Raw genomic sequence first — 16,799 nt, forward strand, 5'->3', positions numbered from 1 at the left:
CGCTTGCCGAGCAGGTTCGCGGAGGCGGAGGCCACCGCGACGGCGCCGACGCCGGCCAGCGCCGCCCGGCGCGGCCGGGAGCCGCCCAGTGCGAGGGCGCCCGCGATGGCGAACGAGATCTTCGAGTGGTCGGCCGCGTGCGACAGCCGCCGCAGGGCCCGGTCGAGCGTGGGGGTGGGCGTGGCCGCGACCGCCGCGTACAGGGCGCCGTCCACGGCGCGGAGGTCGCCGAGCACCGCGGACGCGACCCTGCGCAGCCCGTCGGAGGGAGGCACGGGCGTGGTGAGCGGACGGGTGGCGTCCTGGTCGTGGGGGGTCGGCTCGCTCATCTGTCTCTCCCGCGGTGGCATCTGTGAGCAGGGGCGCGGACGGGCCCGCGTGTCCGGCGTCCCCGCGCCGGGGCCGGGAATCACCAGGTGCCCACCGTACGCATGATCCACACCGGTCGGACACCGTGCTGGTCGGCATACCCCCTGCCCGTATTCGATCCGTCGGCGATCCGACTTGACGCAATACCCCAGGGGGGTATGTACTCGAAGGGTGGAAGCCGGGCTCGACCGCGAGTGACCGGCGCCGATCCCGAGGAGAGACGGCCATGAACACCGGATTGAGGATCACCGCCTTCGCCGCCGCCCTGGCCGCCGCGTTCGGCACGGCCTACGGTGTGGGCCAGAGCCTGGAGCCGGCGGTCGCGGACCGGCCCCCGGCGCACGACGAGAAGCACTCCGGGGCGTCGGCGCACCCCGAGGGCGGCGGCCACGCCGGCCATGGGACCTCCCCGGCCGGCGGACTCCAGATCTCCGAGCAGGGCTACGCCCTCGACCTGGACACCCCGCGCGCCCGCGCCGGGGAACCGGCGCAGCTGCGCTTCCGGATCCGGGACGACCAGGGCCGGACCGTCACCGACTACCGTCGCGAGCACGACAAGGAACTGCACCTCATCGTGGCCTCACGCGACCTGCTGACCTTCCGTCACCTGCACCCGCAGCGCGCCGCCGACGGCACCTGGAGCACCACCGCCGACCTGCCCCGGGCCGGCGGCTACCGGATCTTCGCGGACTTCACCCCTGCCCGGCAGGGGGCCCGCAACCTCACCCTCGGCGCCGACCTCGCCGTCTCCGGCCCCTACCGGCCGCGCGCCCTGCCCGAGGCCGGCGCCACCGCACACGTCGACGGCTACGAGGTCCGGCTGACCGGCACCCTGCGCCCCGGCCGGGCGAGCGACCTCCGGCTCACCGTCTCCCGGGACGGCCGGCCCGTCACCGACCTCCAGCCCTACCTGGGCGCCTACGGCCACCTGGTGGCGCTGCGCTCCGGCGACCTCGCCTACCTGCACGTCCACCCCCACGGCGAGCCCGGCGACGGCACCACGAAGCCCGGACCGGACGTCTCCTTCACGGCCACCGCGCCCAGCAGCGGCAGCTACCGGCTCTTCCTGGACTTCCGGCACGACGGCGTCGTGCGCACCGCCGCCTTCACCGTGCACACCGGCACACCGGGAACCTCCACCGCCGACCCGGACACTCAGCCCGCCGACCCGGACGGCGCCACGCCGGAGCACCCCGGGTCCGACGGCGGCCACGACCCCGCCGACGGCCACGGCCACTGAGCGTCAGCCCAGCGCCCGGTCCAGGTTGAACGCGGCGCTGATCAGCGACAGATGGGTGAACGCCTGCGGGAAGTTGCCCTGCTGCTCCCCGCCGTGACCGATCTGCTCGGCGTAGAGGCCGAGGTGGTTGGCGTACGTCAGCATCTTCTCGAAGGCGAGCCGCGCCTCGTCCAGCCGGCCCGCCCGGGTCAGCGACTCGACGTACCAGAACGAGCAGATCGAGAAGGTGCCCTCACCGCCGCGCAGCCCGTCCGGGCTGACACCCGGGTCGTACCGGTACACCAGCGAGTCCGACACCAGCTCCTCGGTGAGCGAGGCCAGGGTGCGCAGCCACTTCGGGTCGGTCGGCGCGATGAACTTCGTCAGCGGCATCATCAGCACGGCCGCGTCCAGCACGTCCCCGTCCTCGTGCTGCATGAAGGCGCCCCGCTCCTCCGACCAGCCGTGGCTCATGATCCGCCGGTAGATGGTGTCCCGGCACGCCTGCCAGCGGGGCAGGTCGGCGGGCAGTCCCCGCCGGTGGGCCATGCGGATGGCGCGCTCGATCGCCACCCAGCACATCAGCCGCGAGTAAAGGAACTTCCGGCGCCCGCCCCGGGTCTCCCAGATCCCCTCGTCCGGCTGGTCCCAGTGCGCGCCCACCCACTCCACCAGCGCGCACACGTGGTCCCACTGCTCGCTGGAGACGGGCTCCGCCCACTTGTCGTACAGGTAGATGGAGTCGATCAGCGCCCCGTAGATGTCGAGCTGCAACTGCTCGGCGGCCGCGTTGCCCACCCGCACCGGCGCCGAGCCGAGATGCCCTTCGAGATGGGCCAGCTCGGCCTCGGACAGGTCGGTACGGCCGTCGATGCCGTACATGATCTGCAGCGGGCCGGACGGGGCGCCGTCCCCCGGGCTGATGTGCCGGGACACGAACCCCATGAACGCCTCCGCCTCCTCGGAGAACCCCAGCCGCAGCAGCGCGTACACGCAGAACGCCGCGTCGCGCACCCAGACGTAGCGGTAGTCCCAGTTGCGTTCCCCGCCGATCTCCTCCGGCAGGCTCGTCGTCGGCGCCGCCACGATCGCGCCGGTCGGGGCGTAGGTGAGCAGCTTGAGCGTGAGGGCGGAGCGGTGCACCATCTCCCGCCAGCGGCCCCGGTAGCGGGAGGCGGCCAGCCAGCGCCGCCAGTAGCGCACCGTCGCCTCGAAGCGGTCCTCCGCCTCGGTGTGCGCACACCCCCGCGGGGCCACGCCCTCCCCGAGGTGGTCCAGGGCGAGCACCGCCGTCTCGCCCTCGGTGAGCTCGAACCGGGCCGTGACGTCCACCCCGTCCCAGGTCAGCGGGACGGTCGCGTTGAGCCCGAGGGACAGCCGCTCGGACTCGAACACCGTCACCTCCCCGTCCTTGCGCAGGGTGTGCGACCGGGTGCCGTAGTCGAAGCGCGGTGCCACCCGCGCCCGGAACGGCACGGTGCCGCGCACGCACAGCACCCGCCGGATCAGCCGGTGCCTGCTGCTCTCGGCGGGGTCCTGCGACACCGGCATGAAGTCCTGCACCTCGCCGACCCCGTCCTCGGTGTAGAAGCGGGTGATCAGCACGTTGGTGTCGGGGAAGTAGAACTGCTTCTTGCGGGCGGGCACGGCCGCCGCCAGCTCGAAGCAGCCGCCGCGGTCGGCGTCCAGCAGCGAGGCGAACACGCTGGGCGCGTCGAAGGCCGGGCAGCAGTACCAGTCGATGGTGCCGTCGACGGCCACCAGGGCCGCGGTGCGCAGATCACCGATCAGCCCGTGGTCGGCGATCGGCACGTAGCGCGGGCCGCCCGCGCCCCCGGGTCCGTCGCCGGCCCGCTCCCCAGGGGTCCCGTCTGCCCCGGCGGTCGTAGCGCCCATCGCAGCCTCCCTGGCCCGGCGCGTGTGGCGCCCTCTGCCCAGCGTAGGCTTCCGGGCCGCACCCGGCCCGGCGCGCGACGCGCCCGCGACGCCCCCTCACACCACGACGACCCGCAGTCCCGCCTCCTCGAAGGCGCGCACCGTCTCCGGAGCGGCCGCCGCGTCCGTGACCAGCGTGTCCACCGATCCGGCCGCGCAGATCCGGGCGAACGCCCGCCGTCCCAGCTTGCTGGAGTCGGCGGCCACCACCACGCGGCCCGCCCGCTCGCACAGCTGCCGGTTGACCGCCGCCTCCGCCTCGTCGTGCGCCGCCGCGCCGTGGGTGACGTCGAACGCGACGACGCCGAGCACCGCGACGTCCAGCGTGACCTGCCCCAGCACTCCGTCGGTGAGCGGCCCGGTCAGCTCGTAGGACTGCGGGCGGGCCACCCCGCCCGTCACCACGATCTTGAACTGCGGCCGCACGGCCAGCTCGTTGGCGATGTTCAGCGCGTTCGTCACCACGGTCAGCGCCGGTGCCCCGGACGCCAGGTCGGTGCGCACCGTCAGCGCCCGGGCGACCTCCGTGGTCGTCGTGCCGCCGGTCAGCCCGACCGCCTCGCCCGGCGTGACCAGGTCCGCCACGGCCCTGGCGATGCGCTGCTTCTCCGAGGCGTGACGCGCGGTCTTGTAGCGCAGCGGCAGCTCGTAGGACACGCCGTGCGCGACGGCGCCGCCCCGGGTGCGCACCAGCATCTGCTGCTCGGCCAGCCGGTCCAGGTCCCGCCGGATCGTCGCGGCCGACACCTCCAGCTCGGCGGCCGCCTCCTCGACGTCCAGCCGGCCCCGCTCCCCGAGCAGCTCCAGCAGCGTCTGCCAGCGGGCGTCCCGCGCCATCCGCCCTCCCGTCCGTGCCTGTCGTCGCGTGTCCGACGGTGACCCTAGCCCACGGGCCGCGGTCGACGATCCGCCGCCGGATGCTTGATTCTGCTCGAAACTTCGCTCTATCTTGCAAGAACAATCATCCGACCGGTGGGGGTGCACGGCCGTGACGCATGTCGAGGACGAACTGAACAGCCAGCCCGAGTGCTGGACGCGCGCCGCCGACGCGGCGGCCGGGCACCGGGAGGTCCTGCCGGTGCCGGGGGAGCGGGTCGCGATCGTCGGCTGCGGCACCTCGTACTACATGGCCCGGGCCGCGGCCGCCCTGCGCGAGGGCGCCGGGCAGGGGGAGACGGACGCCTTCGCCGCCTCGGAGTTCCCCCACACCCGCGCCTACGACCGGGTCGTCGCCCTCACCCGGTCCGGCACCACCACCGAAGTGCTGGAACTGCTCGGCCGGTTGAGGGGGAGCACCCGCACCACCGCCGTCACCGCCGACCCGGCCGCCCCGGTGCGGGAGGCCGCCGACGGCCTGGTCGTCCTCGACCACGCCGACGAACGTTCCGTGGTGCAGACCCGGTTCGCCACCACGGCCCTCACCCTGCTCCGGGCCCACCTGGGCCTGCACACCGACCGCGTGGCCGACGACGCCCGGACCGCCCTGGCGGAACCCCTGCCCGAAGGGCTGGCGGACTGCGGCCAGTTCACCTTCCTCGGGCGCGGCTGGACCGTCGGCCTGGCCGACGAGGCGGCGCTCAAGATGCGGGAGGCCGCCCTGTGCTGGACGGAGGCGTACCCGGCGATGGAGTACCGGCACGGGCCGATCAGCATCAGCACCTCAGGCACGGCGACCTGGATGATCGGCGACGCCCCCGACGGCCTGGCCCGTCAGGTGCGGGACACCGGAGCGCTGTGGGTGGCGGGCGCGCTCGACCCGCTCGCCGAACTCGTCCGCGCCCAGCGGCTGGCCGTGACCGTCGCCGCCGCCCGCGGACTCGACCCCGACCGGCCCCGCCACCTCACCCGCTCGGTCGTCCTCGCGCCCTGAGCCGCCCCGCGGAGCATGCCGCCGAGCCGCCCGCACCGGGCGCCCGGCCCCGACCCGCCACCCCCCGGAAAGGACCGGCCGTGCCCCTCGCCACCACCGGTGAGCTCGTCTCCCGCGCCGCCGGCGCCCGCTCGGCGGTCGCCTCCTTCAACATCATCACGCTGGAGCACATCGAGGCGGTCATCGCCGGCGCCGAGTCGGTGAACGCCCCCGTCGTCCTCCAGGTCAGCGAGAACGCCGTCAGGTTCCGCTACGGCCGCCTCCTCCCGCTCGCCCGCGCCGCCGTGACCGCCGCCGAACGCGCCGCCGTCCCCGTGGCCCTGCACCTCGACCACGTGCAGAGCGACGCCCTGCTGCGCCAGGCCCCCGACGCCGGATTCGGGTCCGTGATGTACGACGCCGCCCGGCTGCCCTACGCCGAGAACCTCGCCGCCACCCGGGCCGCCGTCGACTGGGCCCACGCCCGGGGGCTGTGGATCGAGGCCGAACTGGGCGACATCGGGGGCAAGGACGGCAGGCCCCCGCTGGACGCCCACGCGCCCGGCGCCCGCACCGACCCCGACCAGGCCCGCGCCTTCGTCGCCGACTCCGGCGTGGACGCCCTGGCCGTCGCGGTCGGCACCACCCACGCCATGACCACCCGCACCGCGTCCGTCGACCACGCCCTGCTCAAGCGGCTCTCCGCCGGACTGGACGTGCCCCTGGTGCTGCACGGCTCGTCCGGACTGCCCGACACGGAACTCGCCGCGGCCGTCGCCGGCGGCATCGCCAAGGTCAACGTCGGCACCGCGCTGAACATCGCCATGACCGGCGCGATCAGGCAGTACCTCGCCGCACACCCCGAGGCCGTGGACTCCCGCCGCTATCTCACCGTGGGCCGCGAGGCGATGGCCCGCGCGGTCGCGGACATCGTCCGCGCGCTCGGCACGGCGGAGCCCACGGCGCACCGGCCCCCCGCGCGGCGGGACCCGCTCACTTCCTGACGGCCCGGAGCACCACGAACTTCGGGTCGGACGCGACGACGTCGCAGTTGCCGAACAGCCTCCGCAGCCGCACGTGGTACCCCAGGTGCCGGTTGCCGATCACCCACAGCTCGCCGCCCGGCCGCAGCACGCGCCGGGCACCGCCGAACATCCGCCGCGCCGTGGCGTCCGTGGTCGCCCGGTGGGAGTGGAACGGGGGGTTGGTGAGCACCAGGTCGACGGTGCCGTCCGGCACGCCCGTGAGCCCGTCGCCGACCCGGAACTCGGCGTGCCCCGGCACGCCGTTGGCCCGGTAGGTGGCCTCGGCGGACGCCACCGCCTGGAACGACTCGTCCACGAACAGCACCTCGGCCCGCGGCTGCGCCAGCGCCACCGCCGTACCGACCACGCCGTTGCCGCAGCCCAGGTCCACCACCCGGGCGCCGTCACCGGCGGGCGGCAGGTGCCGCAGGAAGAACCGGGTGCCGATGTCGAGGCGGTCGGCGCAGAACACCCCGGCGTGGTTGACGACCGGCCGCCCGGACACCGCGCCGATGCCGTCGGGCAGCGCGTAGCGGTACGGCCAGGGGTTGTCCGGCCTCTCCAGCGCCGGATCCGGGGTGCACAGGATCAGCCGCGCCTTCTGCTCGGCGAGCGTGGTCCGGGTCGGGCCGAGGATCCGCTCGAACAGGCGCAGCGTGGAGGTGTGGATCTCCTTCACCATGCCGGCGCCGATCACCACGGTGTCCTCGTGCACGGCGGGCGCCAGCCGCAGCAGCTGGTCCTCCAGCAGGGCCAGGCTCTTGGGCACCCGCACGAGCAGCACGTCGACGCGCGCCGGCGGCGGGTCCTGGGTGGTGAGCAGCTCGACCGTGCCGGGCTCCACGCCGTTGCGCGCCAGGTTGGCCCGGGTCGCCTGCTGTCCCAGCCAGGAGTCCGTGATCTGCGTCGGCCGGTGCGCGGCGAGCGCCGTGACCAGCGCGCCCCAGCGGTCCCCGGCCACCACGACCGTGCCGGACAGCGCGATGCCCTCCCGGTCCAGGTACCTCAGCAGATACGCGTCGGAGGCGTCCCAGGCACGCAGCCGGTCGCGCGGATCCTCGGGGAAGCGGGTCAGCGCCGGCGCACCCCACGGCGTCGTCATGCGGTCGTCCATCGTGCCCACAGGCTAGTACCCCGACAGGCCTGCCCCGGCACCGGCCGAGCCGCAGCTCAGGCCCGGTCCGGCACCATGGGTGCATGGACCCCGAGCTGTTCCCCAGGGACCGCGCCGAGATCGCGCCCGGCGCGGTGCACCTGCCGGGCTGGCTGGACGCGGGGGAGCAGCGCTCACTGCTGGAGGCGTGCCGGGAGTGGGCCCGCCCGCCCGCCGGACTGCGCACGGTCCGCACCCCCGGCGGCGGCACCATGTCCGCCCGGCAGGTCTGCCTGGGATGGCACTGGTACCCCTACGGCTACGCCCGCACCGTCGTCGACGGCGACGGAGCCCCGGTGAAACCCTTCCCGGACCGCCTCCGCGTCCTGGGCCGCCGCGCCGTCACCGACGCCTACGGAGCCGGTGCGGCCGGCGGGGCCGACTACGACATCGCGTTGGTCAACTTCTACGACGCCGACGCCCGGATGGGCATGCACCGCGACAGCGACGAACGGGCCGACGCCCCGGTGGTGTCGCTGAGCCTCGGCGACACCTGCGTCTTCCGCTTCGGCAACACCGCCACCCGCACCCGCCCCTACACGGACGTCGAGCTGCGCAGCGGCGACCTGTTCGTCTTCGGCGGCCCGTCACGGCTCGCGTACCACGGGGTACCCCGTGTGCACGGGGGCACCGCACCAGCGGAGTTGGGCCTGAGCGGACGGCTGAACATCACGCTCCGGATCTCCGGCCGGTAATCCGGCCCGGGCGCGGATCATGGAAGACTCTCCCCCATGAGCGGCAACGCGGACCCCGGGACGCCGGGGAAGGGGACCACCACGAGGGCGCGTCTGGACCGGGGGCGCGGCGCGCTCGGTCCCGCCCTGGAGCTCGTCCACACGGGCCGGGCCCCCACGCGCGCGGTCCTCACCGCCGAACTCGGCGTCACCCGGGCCACCGCGGGGGCGGTCGCGGCCGAACTGGAGGCACTGGGCCTGATCCGGGTGGACGCGCGCCCCGGCGCCGCGGCCGGTTCCCAGGGGCGCCCCTCCCACCGCCTCGCGGTCGCCGAGGACGGCCCGGTGGCCCTCGCCGCGCAGGTGCACGCCGACGGGTTCCGCGCCGCCCTGGTCGGGCTCGGCGGCCGGATCGTCGCCACCACGCCCGGCTGCGAGGTGGTGGACGCCGACCCGGCGAAAGTGCTCGGATCCGTCGTGGCGGCCGGCGCGGAACTGCTCCGCGAGACCGGGCGCCGGTGCGTCGGAGCGGGGCTCGCCGTCCCGTCCGCGGTCGCCGAACCGGAAGGGCTGGCCCTCAACCCGCTGCACCTGGCCTGGCCCGCGGGGGCGCCGGTGCGGGAGATCTTCACCGAGCAGGTGCGCGCGGCCGGACTCGACGGCCCCGCCTTCGCCGCCAACGACGTCAACCTCGCCGCCCTCGCCGAACACCGGCACGGCGCCGGACGCGGCTCCCGCGACCTGCTGTGCGTGGCCACCGGCCACCGCGGCGTCGGCGGCGCGCTGGTCCTCGACGGCCGACTGCACTCCGGCAGCTCCGGACTCGCCCTGGAGGTCGGTCACCTCCCGGTCAGCTCCGGCGGCCGGCCCTGCCACTGCGGCAGCCGCGGCTGCCTCGACGTCGAGACGGACCCGCTGGCCTTCCTGACCGCGGCCGGCCGCGCACCCGGCCCCGAGGTGTCCCTGCTGAAGCACGCCGACACCCTGATCCGCGAGCACTACGACGACCCGGCCGTCCGCGCCGCCGCGGAGAGTCTGATCGACCGCCTGGGCCTGGGCCTGGCCGGACTGGTGAACATCCTCAACCCCGACCGGATCATCCTCGGCGGCCTGCACGGCACGCTACTGGACGCCGACCCGGACCGGCTGCGCGCCGTCGTCGCCGACCGCAGCCTGTGGGGGCGCAGCGGCAGCGTCCCCATCCTGCCCTGCACGCTGGCCCACAACAGCCTGGTCGGCGCCGCCGAACTCGCCTGGCAGCCCGTCCTGGACGACCCCCTCGGCGCCCTCGCGTAGAGGGACGCCCGGGCCTCGGCCCGGCGACGGCACGGGAGCGCGTGGACCGGGCAGGCTGGAGGCCACCGCACACGGCACGCACGCACCACGCAGAACCGGGTACCGGACACGGATCACGCGGGACGGCCCGGCCGAACGACAGAAAGCGGACGTCATGACCGACAACCAGCTCACCGTGGGGGTCCTGGGCACCGGCATCATGGGCGCGGCGATGGCCCGCAACCTTGCCCGCGCCGGACACACCGTCCGGGCCTGGAACCGCACCCGCGCCAAGGCCGAACCCCTCGCCGCCGACGGAATCCAGGTGGCGGACACCCCCGCCGAGGCGGTCGGCACCGCCGACGTCGTGCTGACCATGCTCCACGACGGCCCCGTCACCCTGGAGACCATGCGGCAGGCCGCCCCCGCCCTGCGGCCCGGCACGGTGTGGGCCCAGTCCACCACCGCCGGACTCGACGGCGTCACCGAACTGGCCGCCTTCGCCCGCGAGCACGGCCTGGTCTTCTACGACGCCCCCGTGCTCGGCACCCGGCAGCCCGCCGAGGCCGGGCAGCTGACCGTGCTCGCCGCGGGTCCGGCCGAGGGCCGGGACACGGTGACGCCCGTCTTCGACGCGGTCGGCGCCCGCACCGTGTGGACCGGGGACGACGGCGCGGAGGCCGGCGCGACGCGGCTCAAGCTGGTGGTCAACAGCTGGGTCCTCGCAGCCACCTCCGCCGTCGGCGAGGCCCTCGCCCTCGCCGAGGTCCTGGACGTCGATCCCGACGGCTTCTTCGACCTCATCGCGGGCGGCCCGCTGGACATGGGCTACCTGCACGCCAAGGCCGGCCTGATCCGCTCCGGACAGCTGTCCCCGGCCCAGTTCGCGGTCACCACGGCGGCCAAGGACGCCCGGCTGATCGTGCGGGCCGGCGACCGGCACGGCGCCCGCCTGGACGTGGCCGCGGCGAGCGCCGAACGCCTGGAACGCGCGGCGGCCCAGGGACACGGCGACGAGGACATGGCCGCCGCGTACTACGCCAGCTTCCCGGACCGAGCCGACCGGGCCGACCGAACCGCCTGAGCCGACCGAACCGACCTAGCTGACCGAGCCGGCCGGACCGACCGAACCGACCGAGCCGGCCGGACCGACTGAGCCGACCCCGTCCCCCACCCGTACGACCGAGACCGAGGAGTTCACCGTGTCCAAGCCCCCGCTGCCCGCCGAGGCCGTCGACCTGCTGCGCCGCGCCAACCCCTGCGTCATGGCCACCCTGCGTTCCGACGGCTCGCCCGTCTCCACGGCCACCTGGTACCTGTGGGAGGACGGCCGCGTCCTGCTCAACCTCGACGAGGGACGCGTCCGCCTGAAGCACCTGCGCCGCGACCCGCGCGTCACCCTCACCGTGCTGGCCGAGGACGACTGGTACACCCACGTCACCCTGATCGGCCGCGTCGCCGAGATGCGGGACGACGAGGACCTGGCCGACATCGACCGCCTCGCGCGGCACTACACCGGCGACCCGTACCCGAACCGGGAACGCGCCCGGGTCAGCGCCTGGGTCGAGGTCGAGCGCTGGCACGGCTGGGGCCGGATGAAGGACACCGCACAGCCCTCCTCCTGAACCGGAGCCCCTCCGGCTGCTCCCGGGCCGCTCCCGGCCGGGGAGCAGCCGCGGGGGAGCGGCGTACTCCCCGGGAGGTACGGCAACGGCCGACGGCCGTACGACGTCCCGGGGGGCCCTGCGGGGCCACTCTCGAAAGCGACGGACCAGCACGACGGACATCGCTCTTCGAGGAGTTGAACGACCATGCAGACCCTGGCGCATTTCGGCGACGGCGGGCCCGGCCCGTGGATCCTGTTCTTCCCCCTGTTCTGGGCCCTGGTCATCGGCGGCGGCCTCGCGCTGTTCCGCCGCACGGGGCACGGACGGCGCGGCCCCGGACGTCCGGCGGCGCGCGACGACAACTCACCGCTCACCGTGCTCGGCCACCGCTTCGCCTCCGGCGAGATCGACGAGGACGAGTACTGGCGCCGACTGTCCGTCCTGGACGAGCAGTTCGGCCGCTCCGGCAAGGGCTGAGCGACGCCCGGCGCCGGACCGGCGGCCGCCCGTGGGCAGCCGTCGGCGCCGGGCGGCCCCCGTCCTCGCGGAGAGAAGGTCACCGCCCGGTCAGCCGGGAACGGCGGACCGGGCGGGAGCGGGTTCGGGCCGGTGGCCCTCGGTGGCGTGTTCCGCCAGCGCGACCTCCGTGAAGCGGGGCGCGGGGCGTTCCGCCCCGTTCAGCCGCGGGAGCCGGGCCGGGACGGGGGCGGCGGTCACGGCGGGCGTCGGCAGTGTGAACCACACGACCTTGCCGCAGTCGCCGTCGGGCAGCGCGCCCCAGCTCTCGCTCATCGCGGCCACCATCGCCAGCCCCCGGCCGCAGGTCGCGAGCGGGCCGGCGTCCGCCACCACGGGCAGGCGCGGATCGTGGTCGTGCACCGAGACCTTGAGCCGGTCGAGCAGGAGCTCCATCTCGACGGTGCACGTTTTGTCGGGCCGGGCGTGCCGGTGGACGTTGGACAGCAGTTCCGTCACGCCGAGCGAGGCCCGGTCGATCAGGCAGTCCATATGCCAGTAACGCAACTGTGCAGATACGATTCTGCGGACCTGTCCGATCCGCGACGGCAGGGCTTGGAGCTCCACCGTGCACTGTCTGCTTGGGTGACTGATCACGGCTGCGACTCCCCGATGTCAGGTCCGGTTCGGCGTCCGGAAGAACACGGAGTACGGATCCAGCAGGATGCCTGCGTGACGCTGCCGCCTGCTGTCGTGGCCGGCGGGCTGGTTCGCAGCGTTATCGCCGGTAAACCCAGAGTGACGTGTGACCAGCGTGACGCACGGGGTGAGGTGGCGCAACTCGCGGACATCTCAGTCGCCGCGCCCCGCCGCCCGCCGCACGGCCTCGATGAAGCGGCGTGCCGCCGGGGGCCCCGGCTCGCCCGGCGCGGGGTCGTGATCACCGAGGGTGAGCGAGTACCGCGTGCCGTTGACGTCCGCCAACGCCCGGTCCTCCGGCGCGAACCAGGGGCGGGAGGCGCGCACGGCCTGCACCGGCGCACTGTCGATCTCCGTGCCGTAACTGGTGAGCAACTCCAGCCGCCCGTCGCTGATCCGGACCTGTCCGGCCCTCGTGAGCGAACGCAGCCGCTTCCCGATCCGCACGCCCGTGGCCGTGAACTCCGGCTCCGCCATGTCGCACGCCCCCTCGTTGCGCGTCGGTGTGCCGGACCCCGGGACGACGGTCCGGCTCATGCCCCCCACCAGTGTCCCCCGGCCGGGGTTCCTCCCGCCGGTGCAGTCTGCCCCCGTGCGCCGTCGAGCACCAGTACGCGCGCTCCCCCTTCCACGGGCGCGCGAAGCACTCGCGCCAATGCGCCCCCACCCCTTCGCGCCCCCGCCCCCCAGCGGCCCCTTTGAGGCCCCCAAAGCTACGTTTATGCAGGTGAGAAGTGGTGCGGACGGTGCTTATGATCGGTGTACCGGCCGCGTGAGACGCCGTCGGCGCTCAGCGTAAGGAGCCCCGCCGTGAGCACTCCCCCACCACCGACCCTCGCGGACGTCACCCTCGACGTCGACCGCACCGACACCGCCTACCGAGGCTGGCTGAAAGAAGCCGTGCGCCGGGTCCAGGCGGACGCCAACCGCTCGGCCGACACGCACCTGCTGCGCTTTCCGCTCCCCGAGCACTGGGGCATCGACCTCTACCTCAAGGACGAGTCCACGCACCCCACCGGCAGCCTCAAGCACCGGCTCGCCCGCTCGCTGTTCCTCTACGGCCTGTGCAATGGCTGGATCCGTCCGGGCCGGCCGGTGATCGAGGCGTCCAGTGGCTCGACGGCCGTCTCCGAGGCGTACTTCGCGAAACTGATCGGAGTGCCCTTCATCGCCGTCATGCCGCGCACGACCAGCGCCGAGAAGTGCCGCCTGATCGAGTTCCACGGCGGCCGGTGCCACTTCGTGGACGACCCCCGCACCATGTACGAGGCGTCCGCCGCCCTCGCGGCGGAGACCGGCGGCCACTACATGGACCAGTTCACCTACGCCGAACGCGCCACGGACTGGCGGGGCAACAACAACATCGCCGAATCCATCTTCCGCCAGCTCGAACTGGAACGGTTCCCCGAGCCCGAGTGGATCGTCGCCACCGCCGGCACCGGCGGCACCTCCGCGACCCTGGCCCGCTACGTGCACTACCTCCAGTACGACACCCGCATCTGCGTGGCCGACCCGGAGAACTCCTGCTTCTTCGACGGCTGGACGACCGGCGACCCGGACGTCAGCTGCGAGCAGGGGTCCCGGATCGAGGGCATCGGCCGGCCCCGGATGGAGCCCAGCTTCGTGCCCGGCGCGATCGACCGGATGATGAAGGTGCCCGACGCGGCGAGCGTCGCCGCGGTGCGCGCCCTGGAGCGGGCGATCGGGCGCAGGGCGGGCGGTTCCACCGGCACCGGCCTGTGGAGCGCCCTGAAGATCGTCGCGGAGATGGTGGCCGCCGGACGGCACGGCAGCGTGGTGACCCTGCTGTGCGACCCGGGGGACCGCTACCTCGACCGCTACTACTCGGACGCCTGGCTGGCCGCACAGGGGCTGGACATCGCGCCGTACGCGGACGCCCTCGACTCCCTGCTGCGCACCGGCGTCTGGCGGGACTGACGCGGCGCGGCGGCGGGGACCGGCGTGAGCGGGGCCCGGCGGCCGGGCTAGGCGTGCTGTCCGGACAACACACCTAGGCGGTGAGCCGGCGGTCCAGGGCCGTCATCGCGTCGCGGAACGCCCGCGCGAGGCCCGGCCGGGCGGCTTTCAGCGCGGCCCGGAAGGGCGCCGTGCCGTCGGCGGCGAACGTCCAGCGCACCCGCGTCCCCGTCCCGGCCGGGGCGAGCCGCCACTCCTCGACCAGGGCACGGGCTCCCGGCGCGTTGGTCACGTCGACGCGGTAGGCGTACACCTCGGCCGGTTCCGCCGCCAGCACGGTCTCCCGGAAGCGGAGGCCGCCGCGCAGCCGGATCTCGCGGCCCGCGCCCCCGTCCGTCGGCCGGGCCAGGGTCACCGCACCGAACCACGCGGTCCACCCGGGCACGTCCTCGGCCAGCGCGCGGAAGACCGGATCCGGTGCGGCGGAGAGGTCCCGCTCGAAGACCAGCCGGACCGGCGCGCTCCCCACGAAGCCGGTCCCGACGGGACGCAGACGGTGAGCCATGGCCACAACTCCCTTGACGGTCGGCGGCATTGACGGGGGAGTCAGCCTAGTGCGGCACGGGCGCCGCGTCCCCTCAGGAGGCCCGGCCGCCGTCCGCGGCCCCCTCGTCGGACCCGTCGCCGGCCGCGGTACCGGGCGCGGCGGCCTCCTCCGCTTCCTCCGCCTCGCCCGCCACCACCAGCCGGCGCAGCCGCTCCGACACCTCCTGCCGGGCCCGGTCCGGCAGCCCGGAGTCGGTCACCAGGGTGTCCACCTCGTCCAGGGAGGCGAACGAACTCAGGCCCACCGTGCCCCACTTGGTGTGGTCGGCGACCACCACGACCCGCCGGGCCGACTGCACCAGCCGCCGGTTCGTCTCGGCCTCCGCGAGGTTCGGCGTCGACAGGCCCGCCTCGGCGGATATCCCGTGCACGCCGAGGAACAGCAGGTCGAAGTGGAGCGTGGCGATCGCCTGGTCGGCCACCGGCCCCACCAGCGAGTCCGACGGGGTCCGCACCCCGCCCGTCAGCACCACCGTCGCGGCGCCCTGACGCGGCCCCGAGGTGCGCTGCGCCGCGTGGAAGACGTCCGCCACCCGCACCGAGTTGGTGACCACCGTCAGGTCGGGTACGTCCAGCAGCCGGTGCGCCAGCGCGAACGTCGTGGTGCCGCCCGACAGGGCGATCGCCGCGCCCGGGGGGACCAGCTCGGCCGCCGCCCCCGCGATGTCCTCCTTGGCGCTCAGCTCCAGGCCCGACTTGGCCTCGAAACCGGGTTCGTGGGTGCTGGCCTCCACCACCGGGACCGCGCCGCCGTGCACCTTCTCCAGCACGCCCTGCCGGGCCAGCGCGTCGAGGTCGCGGCGGACCGTCATGTCCGACACCCCGAGCCTGCGGGTCAGCTCGTTGACCCGGACCCCGCCCCGGCGGCGGACCTCGTCCAGGATCAGGGTGCGTCGTTGCTCCGCGAGGAGGTTCTGATTCTCGCTCACGTACGCTCCGGTCCTTTCGCCGCGTAACCGTCCGACACGCCCGGCACACCCGCGGCGACGAGCGCGTGCCACCCGGCCCCGGTGCGCGGACGTTCCATCCTCCCATGACCGGCCCCGCCCGGCGCCACCGGCGGATCGCCACCCACACGTCACACCCGTCCCGTCCGTGACCCCTTCGTCACACGGATCGGGGAGATTGCGTGACGGGAGGTGTGAGCCGCTCCGCCGCAGGACATCCTGTGCCCGCACGGACGGAGCCGACGACGTGTCACGGGGGAAGTGCGAGGCAGTGGAACACGCGCAGGAACACAGACCGGGCGAGGGACGGCAGGTCCCCGCCGCACGGCCCGGGGAGCCCGGCGCCGCCCTGGAACTCCTCGTCCACGGGGTGGGCGGCACCACCCCCGAGGCGATGCTCAACGACCCCCGCACGGTCCGGGTGACCGGCGACGACATCGCCGCCGTCTTCCGCCGGGCCGACGACGTCGACGCCGAGCGGCACCCCACCCCACGGCGCGACGGGCCGATCCCCGAGGCCTACGTCTGGTGCAACCTCACCTCCGGCAACGGCACCCGCGCCCTGTGGCTGCTGTTACTGCCGTTCATGGTGGTCAACCTCGCCCACTGGATGCGCCCCACCGCCCGGAACCGCCCCCGCACCGTCCGGCTGTACGGCGTGCTGGTACGGCTGGCCGGGCTCAGCCTGACGGTCCTGCTCGTCGCCGCCGCCTGCGAGGTGGCCCTCGACCTCGCCGCCTGGCAGTGCGCGGGCACCGGTGCCTGCGCCGCCCGCCACTCCTGGCTGGGCTTCCTCTCGCCCGAGATGTCCGACGGCGGCTGGTGGAGCTCACCCGGCCGCCGCCTCGCCCTCGCCGCCCTGGTGCCCACCGCGCTGACCGGACTGCTCTGGTACCTCTCCCTGCGCACCTGGAGCGCCTACGAGTCCCAGCAGCCGCTCACCGCCGACCCCGGCGCCGGACCCGGGGAGGGCGACACCGGCACCGCCCTGGGCCGCCCCGGCTTCTGGTACGGCCGCCGCCTCGGCGCCCGCCTGCGGGCCGCCCACACCGCGGCCGGGCTGCTGAC

General features: G+C 74.6%; 16 protein-coding genes and 2 pseudogenes. 10 read left to right on the forward strand and 8 right to left on the reverse strand.

Annotated features, from left to right (window positions below):
- Positions 1 to 329: pseudogene (locus G3I53_RS20355) on the reverse strand (phosphatase PAP2 family protein); the annotation flags it as partial.
- 266 nt (positions 330 to 595) lie between these two features.
- On the opposite strand from G3I53_RS20355, the gene G3I53_RS20360 reads away from it, so the two are divergent.
- A complete protein-coding gene (locus G3I53_RS20360) occupies positions 596 to 1,609 on the forward strand; it encodes a DUF748 domain-containing protein (RefSeq protein ID WP_164333204.1) in 1,014 nt (337 codons plus the stop codon).
- A 3-nt stretch (positions 1,610 to 1,612) separates the two neighbouring features.
- Here the strand turns inward: G3I53_RS20360 and G3I53_RS20365 are convergent, their stop codons facing one another.
- Complete coding sequence (locus tag G3I53_RS20365; protein WP_164333203.1) at positions 1,613 to 3,484, reverse strand: glycoside hydrolase family 15 protein; 1,872 nt, start codon at positions 3,482 to 3,484, stop codon at positions 1,613 to 1,615.
- A gap of 96 nt (positions 3,485 to 3,580) precedes the next feature.
- Positions 3,581 to 4,360 carry a DeoR/GlpR family DNA-binding transcription regulator gene (locus G3I53_RS20370; RefSeq protein ID WP_164333202.1) on the reverse strand — a complete coding sequence of 260 codons (780 nt, stop codon included), beginning with the start codon at positions 4,358 to 4,360 and terminating at the stop codon, positions 3,581 to 3,583.
- A gap of 151 nt (positions 4,361 to 4,511) precedes the next feature.
- Between G3I53_RS20370 and G3I53_RS20375 the strand changes: the two genes are divergently transcribed.
- Both G3I53_RS20375 and G3I53_RS20380 read left to right on the forward strand, forming a co-directional pair.
- Positions 4,512 to 5,393: a sugar isomerase gene (locus G3I53_RS20375; RefSeq protein WP_164438629.1), complete on the forward strand. Its 882-nt coding sequence runs from the start codon at positions 4,512 to 4,514 to the stop codon at positions 5,391 to 5,393.
- A gap of 80 nt (positions 5,394 to 5,473) precedes the next feature.
- The gene (locus G3I53_RS20380) at positions 5,474 to 6,376 is read left to right on the forward strand and encodes a class II fructose-bisphosphate aldolase (protein ID WP_164336575.1); all 903 of its coding nucleotides are present in this window, start codon (positions 5,474 to 5,476) and stop codon (positions 6,374 to 6,376) included.
- On the opposite strand, the gene G3I53_RS20385 is transcribed toward G3I53_RS20380, so the two are convergent.
- Positions 6,366 to 7,499 (reverse strand): methyltransferase, encoded by a 1,134-nt coding sequence (locus G3I53_RS20385; protein WP_164336573.1) that lies wholly within the window; start codon positions 7,497 to 7,499, stop codon positions 6,366 to 6,368. The two genes, G3I53_RS20380 and G3I53_RS20385, sit on opposite strands and share 11 nt — an antisense overlap.
- 95 nt (positions 7,500 to 7,594) lie before the next feature.
- Between G3I53_RS20385 and G3I53_RS20390 the strand changes: the two genes are divergently transcribed.
- From G3I53_RS20390 to G3I53_RS20410, 5 genes are all read left to right on the forward strand, one after another.
- Complete coding sequence (locus tag G3I53_RS20390) at positions 7,595 to 8,245, forward strand: alpha-ketoglutarate-dependent dioxygenase AlkB (RefSeq protein WP_164336571.1); 651 nt, start codon at positions 7,595 to 7,597, stop codon at positions 8,243 to 8,245.
- A 36-nt stretch (positions 8,246 to 8,281) separates the two neighbouring features.
- Positions 8,282 to 9,520 carry an ROK family protein gene (locus G3I53_RS20395; protein WP_164351511.1) on the forward strand — a complete coding sequence of 413 codons (1,239 nt, stop codon included), beginning with the start codon at positions 8,282 to 8,284 and terminating at the stop codon, positions 9,518 to 9,520.
- Positions 9,521 to 9,575: 55 nt separating this feature from the next.
- Positions 9,576 to 10,583, forward strand: a complete 1,008-nt coding sequence (locus tag G3I53_RS20400; RefSeq protein ID WP_275404167.1) for an NAD(P)-dependent oxidoreductase — start codon at positions 9,576 to 9,578, stop codon at positions 10,581 to 10,583.
- A gap of 118 nt (positions 10,584 to 10,701) precedes the next feature.
- Complete coding sequence (locus G3I53_RS20405) at positions 10,702 to 11,124, forward strand: PPOX class F420-dependent oxidoreductase (protein ID WP_164336581.1); 423 nt, start codon at positions 10,702 to 10,704, stop codon at positions 11,122 to 11,124.
- Positions 11,125 to 11,310: 186 nt separating this feature from the next.
- Entirely contained in the window at positions 11,311 to 11,583 is a 273-nt protein-coding gene (locus G3I53_RS20410; protein ID WP_164336583.1) for an SHOCT domain-containing protein, read from the forward strand.
- Positions 11,584 to 11,673: 90 nt separating this feature from the next.
- On the opposite strand, the gene G3I53_RS20415 is transcribed toward G3I53_RS20410, so the two are convergent.
- Both G3I53_RS20415 and G3I53_RS20420 read right to left on the reverse strand, forming a co-directional pair.
- Positions 11,674 to 12,219 carry an ATP-binding protein gene (locus tag G3I53_RS20415; protein WP_192232187.1) on the reverse strand — a complete coding sequence of 182 codons (546 nt, stop codon included), beginning with the start codon at positions 12,217 to 12,219 and terminating at the stop codon, positions 11,674 to 11,676.
- A gap of 195 nt (positions 12,220 to 12,414) precedes the next feature.
- Positions 12,415 to 12,738, reverse strand: coding sequence for a hypothetical protein (locus G3I53_RS20420; RefSeq protein ID WP_164336589.1), 324 nt, complete (start codon positions 12,736 to 12,738; stop codon positions 12,415 to 12,417).
- Positions 12,739 to 13,071: 333 nt separating this feature from the next.
- Here G3I53_RS20420 and G3I53_RS20425 point away from each other — a divergent pair, with 333 nt between their 5' ends.
- A complete protein-coding gene (locus G3I53_RS20425; RefSeq protein WP_164336585.1) occupies positions 13,072 to 14,199 on the forward strand; it encodes a PLP-dependent cysteine synthase family protein in 1,128 nt (375 codons plus the stop codon).
- A 73-nt stretch (positions 14,200 to 14,272) separates the two neighbouring features.
- On the opposite strand, the gene G3I53_RS20430 is transcribed toward G3I53_RS20425, so the two are convergent.
- Both G3I53_RS20430 and G3I53_RS20435 read right to left on the reverse strand, forming a co-directional pair.
- Complete coding sequence (locus G3I53_RS20430; RefSeq protein WP_164438630.1) at positions 14,273 to 14,743, reverse strand: SRPBCC family protein; 471 nt, start codon at positions 14,741 to 14,743, stop codon at positions 14,273 to 14,275.
- A 73-nt stretch (positions 14,744 to 14,816) separates the two neighbouring features.
- Positions 14,817 to 15,713 carry a DeoR/GlpR family DNA-binding transcription regulator gene (locus G3I53_RS20435; protein ID WP_164337261.1) on the reverse strand — a complete coding sequence of 299 codons (897 nt, stop codon included), beginning with the start codon at positions 15,711 to 15,713 and terminating at the stop codon, positions 14,817 to 14,819.
- Positions 15,714 to 16,125: 412 nt separating this feature from the next.
- Here G3I53_RS20435 and G3I53_RS20440 point away from each other — a divergent pair.
- Positions 16,126 to 16,799: pseudogene (locus G3I53_RS20440) on the forward strand (hypothetical protein); the annotation flags it as partial.

This window comes from Streptomyces sp. SID14436 (assembly GCF_010548465.1).
Lineage (GTDB): Bacteria > Actinomycetota > Actinomycetes > Streptomycetales > Streptomycetaceae > Streptomyces.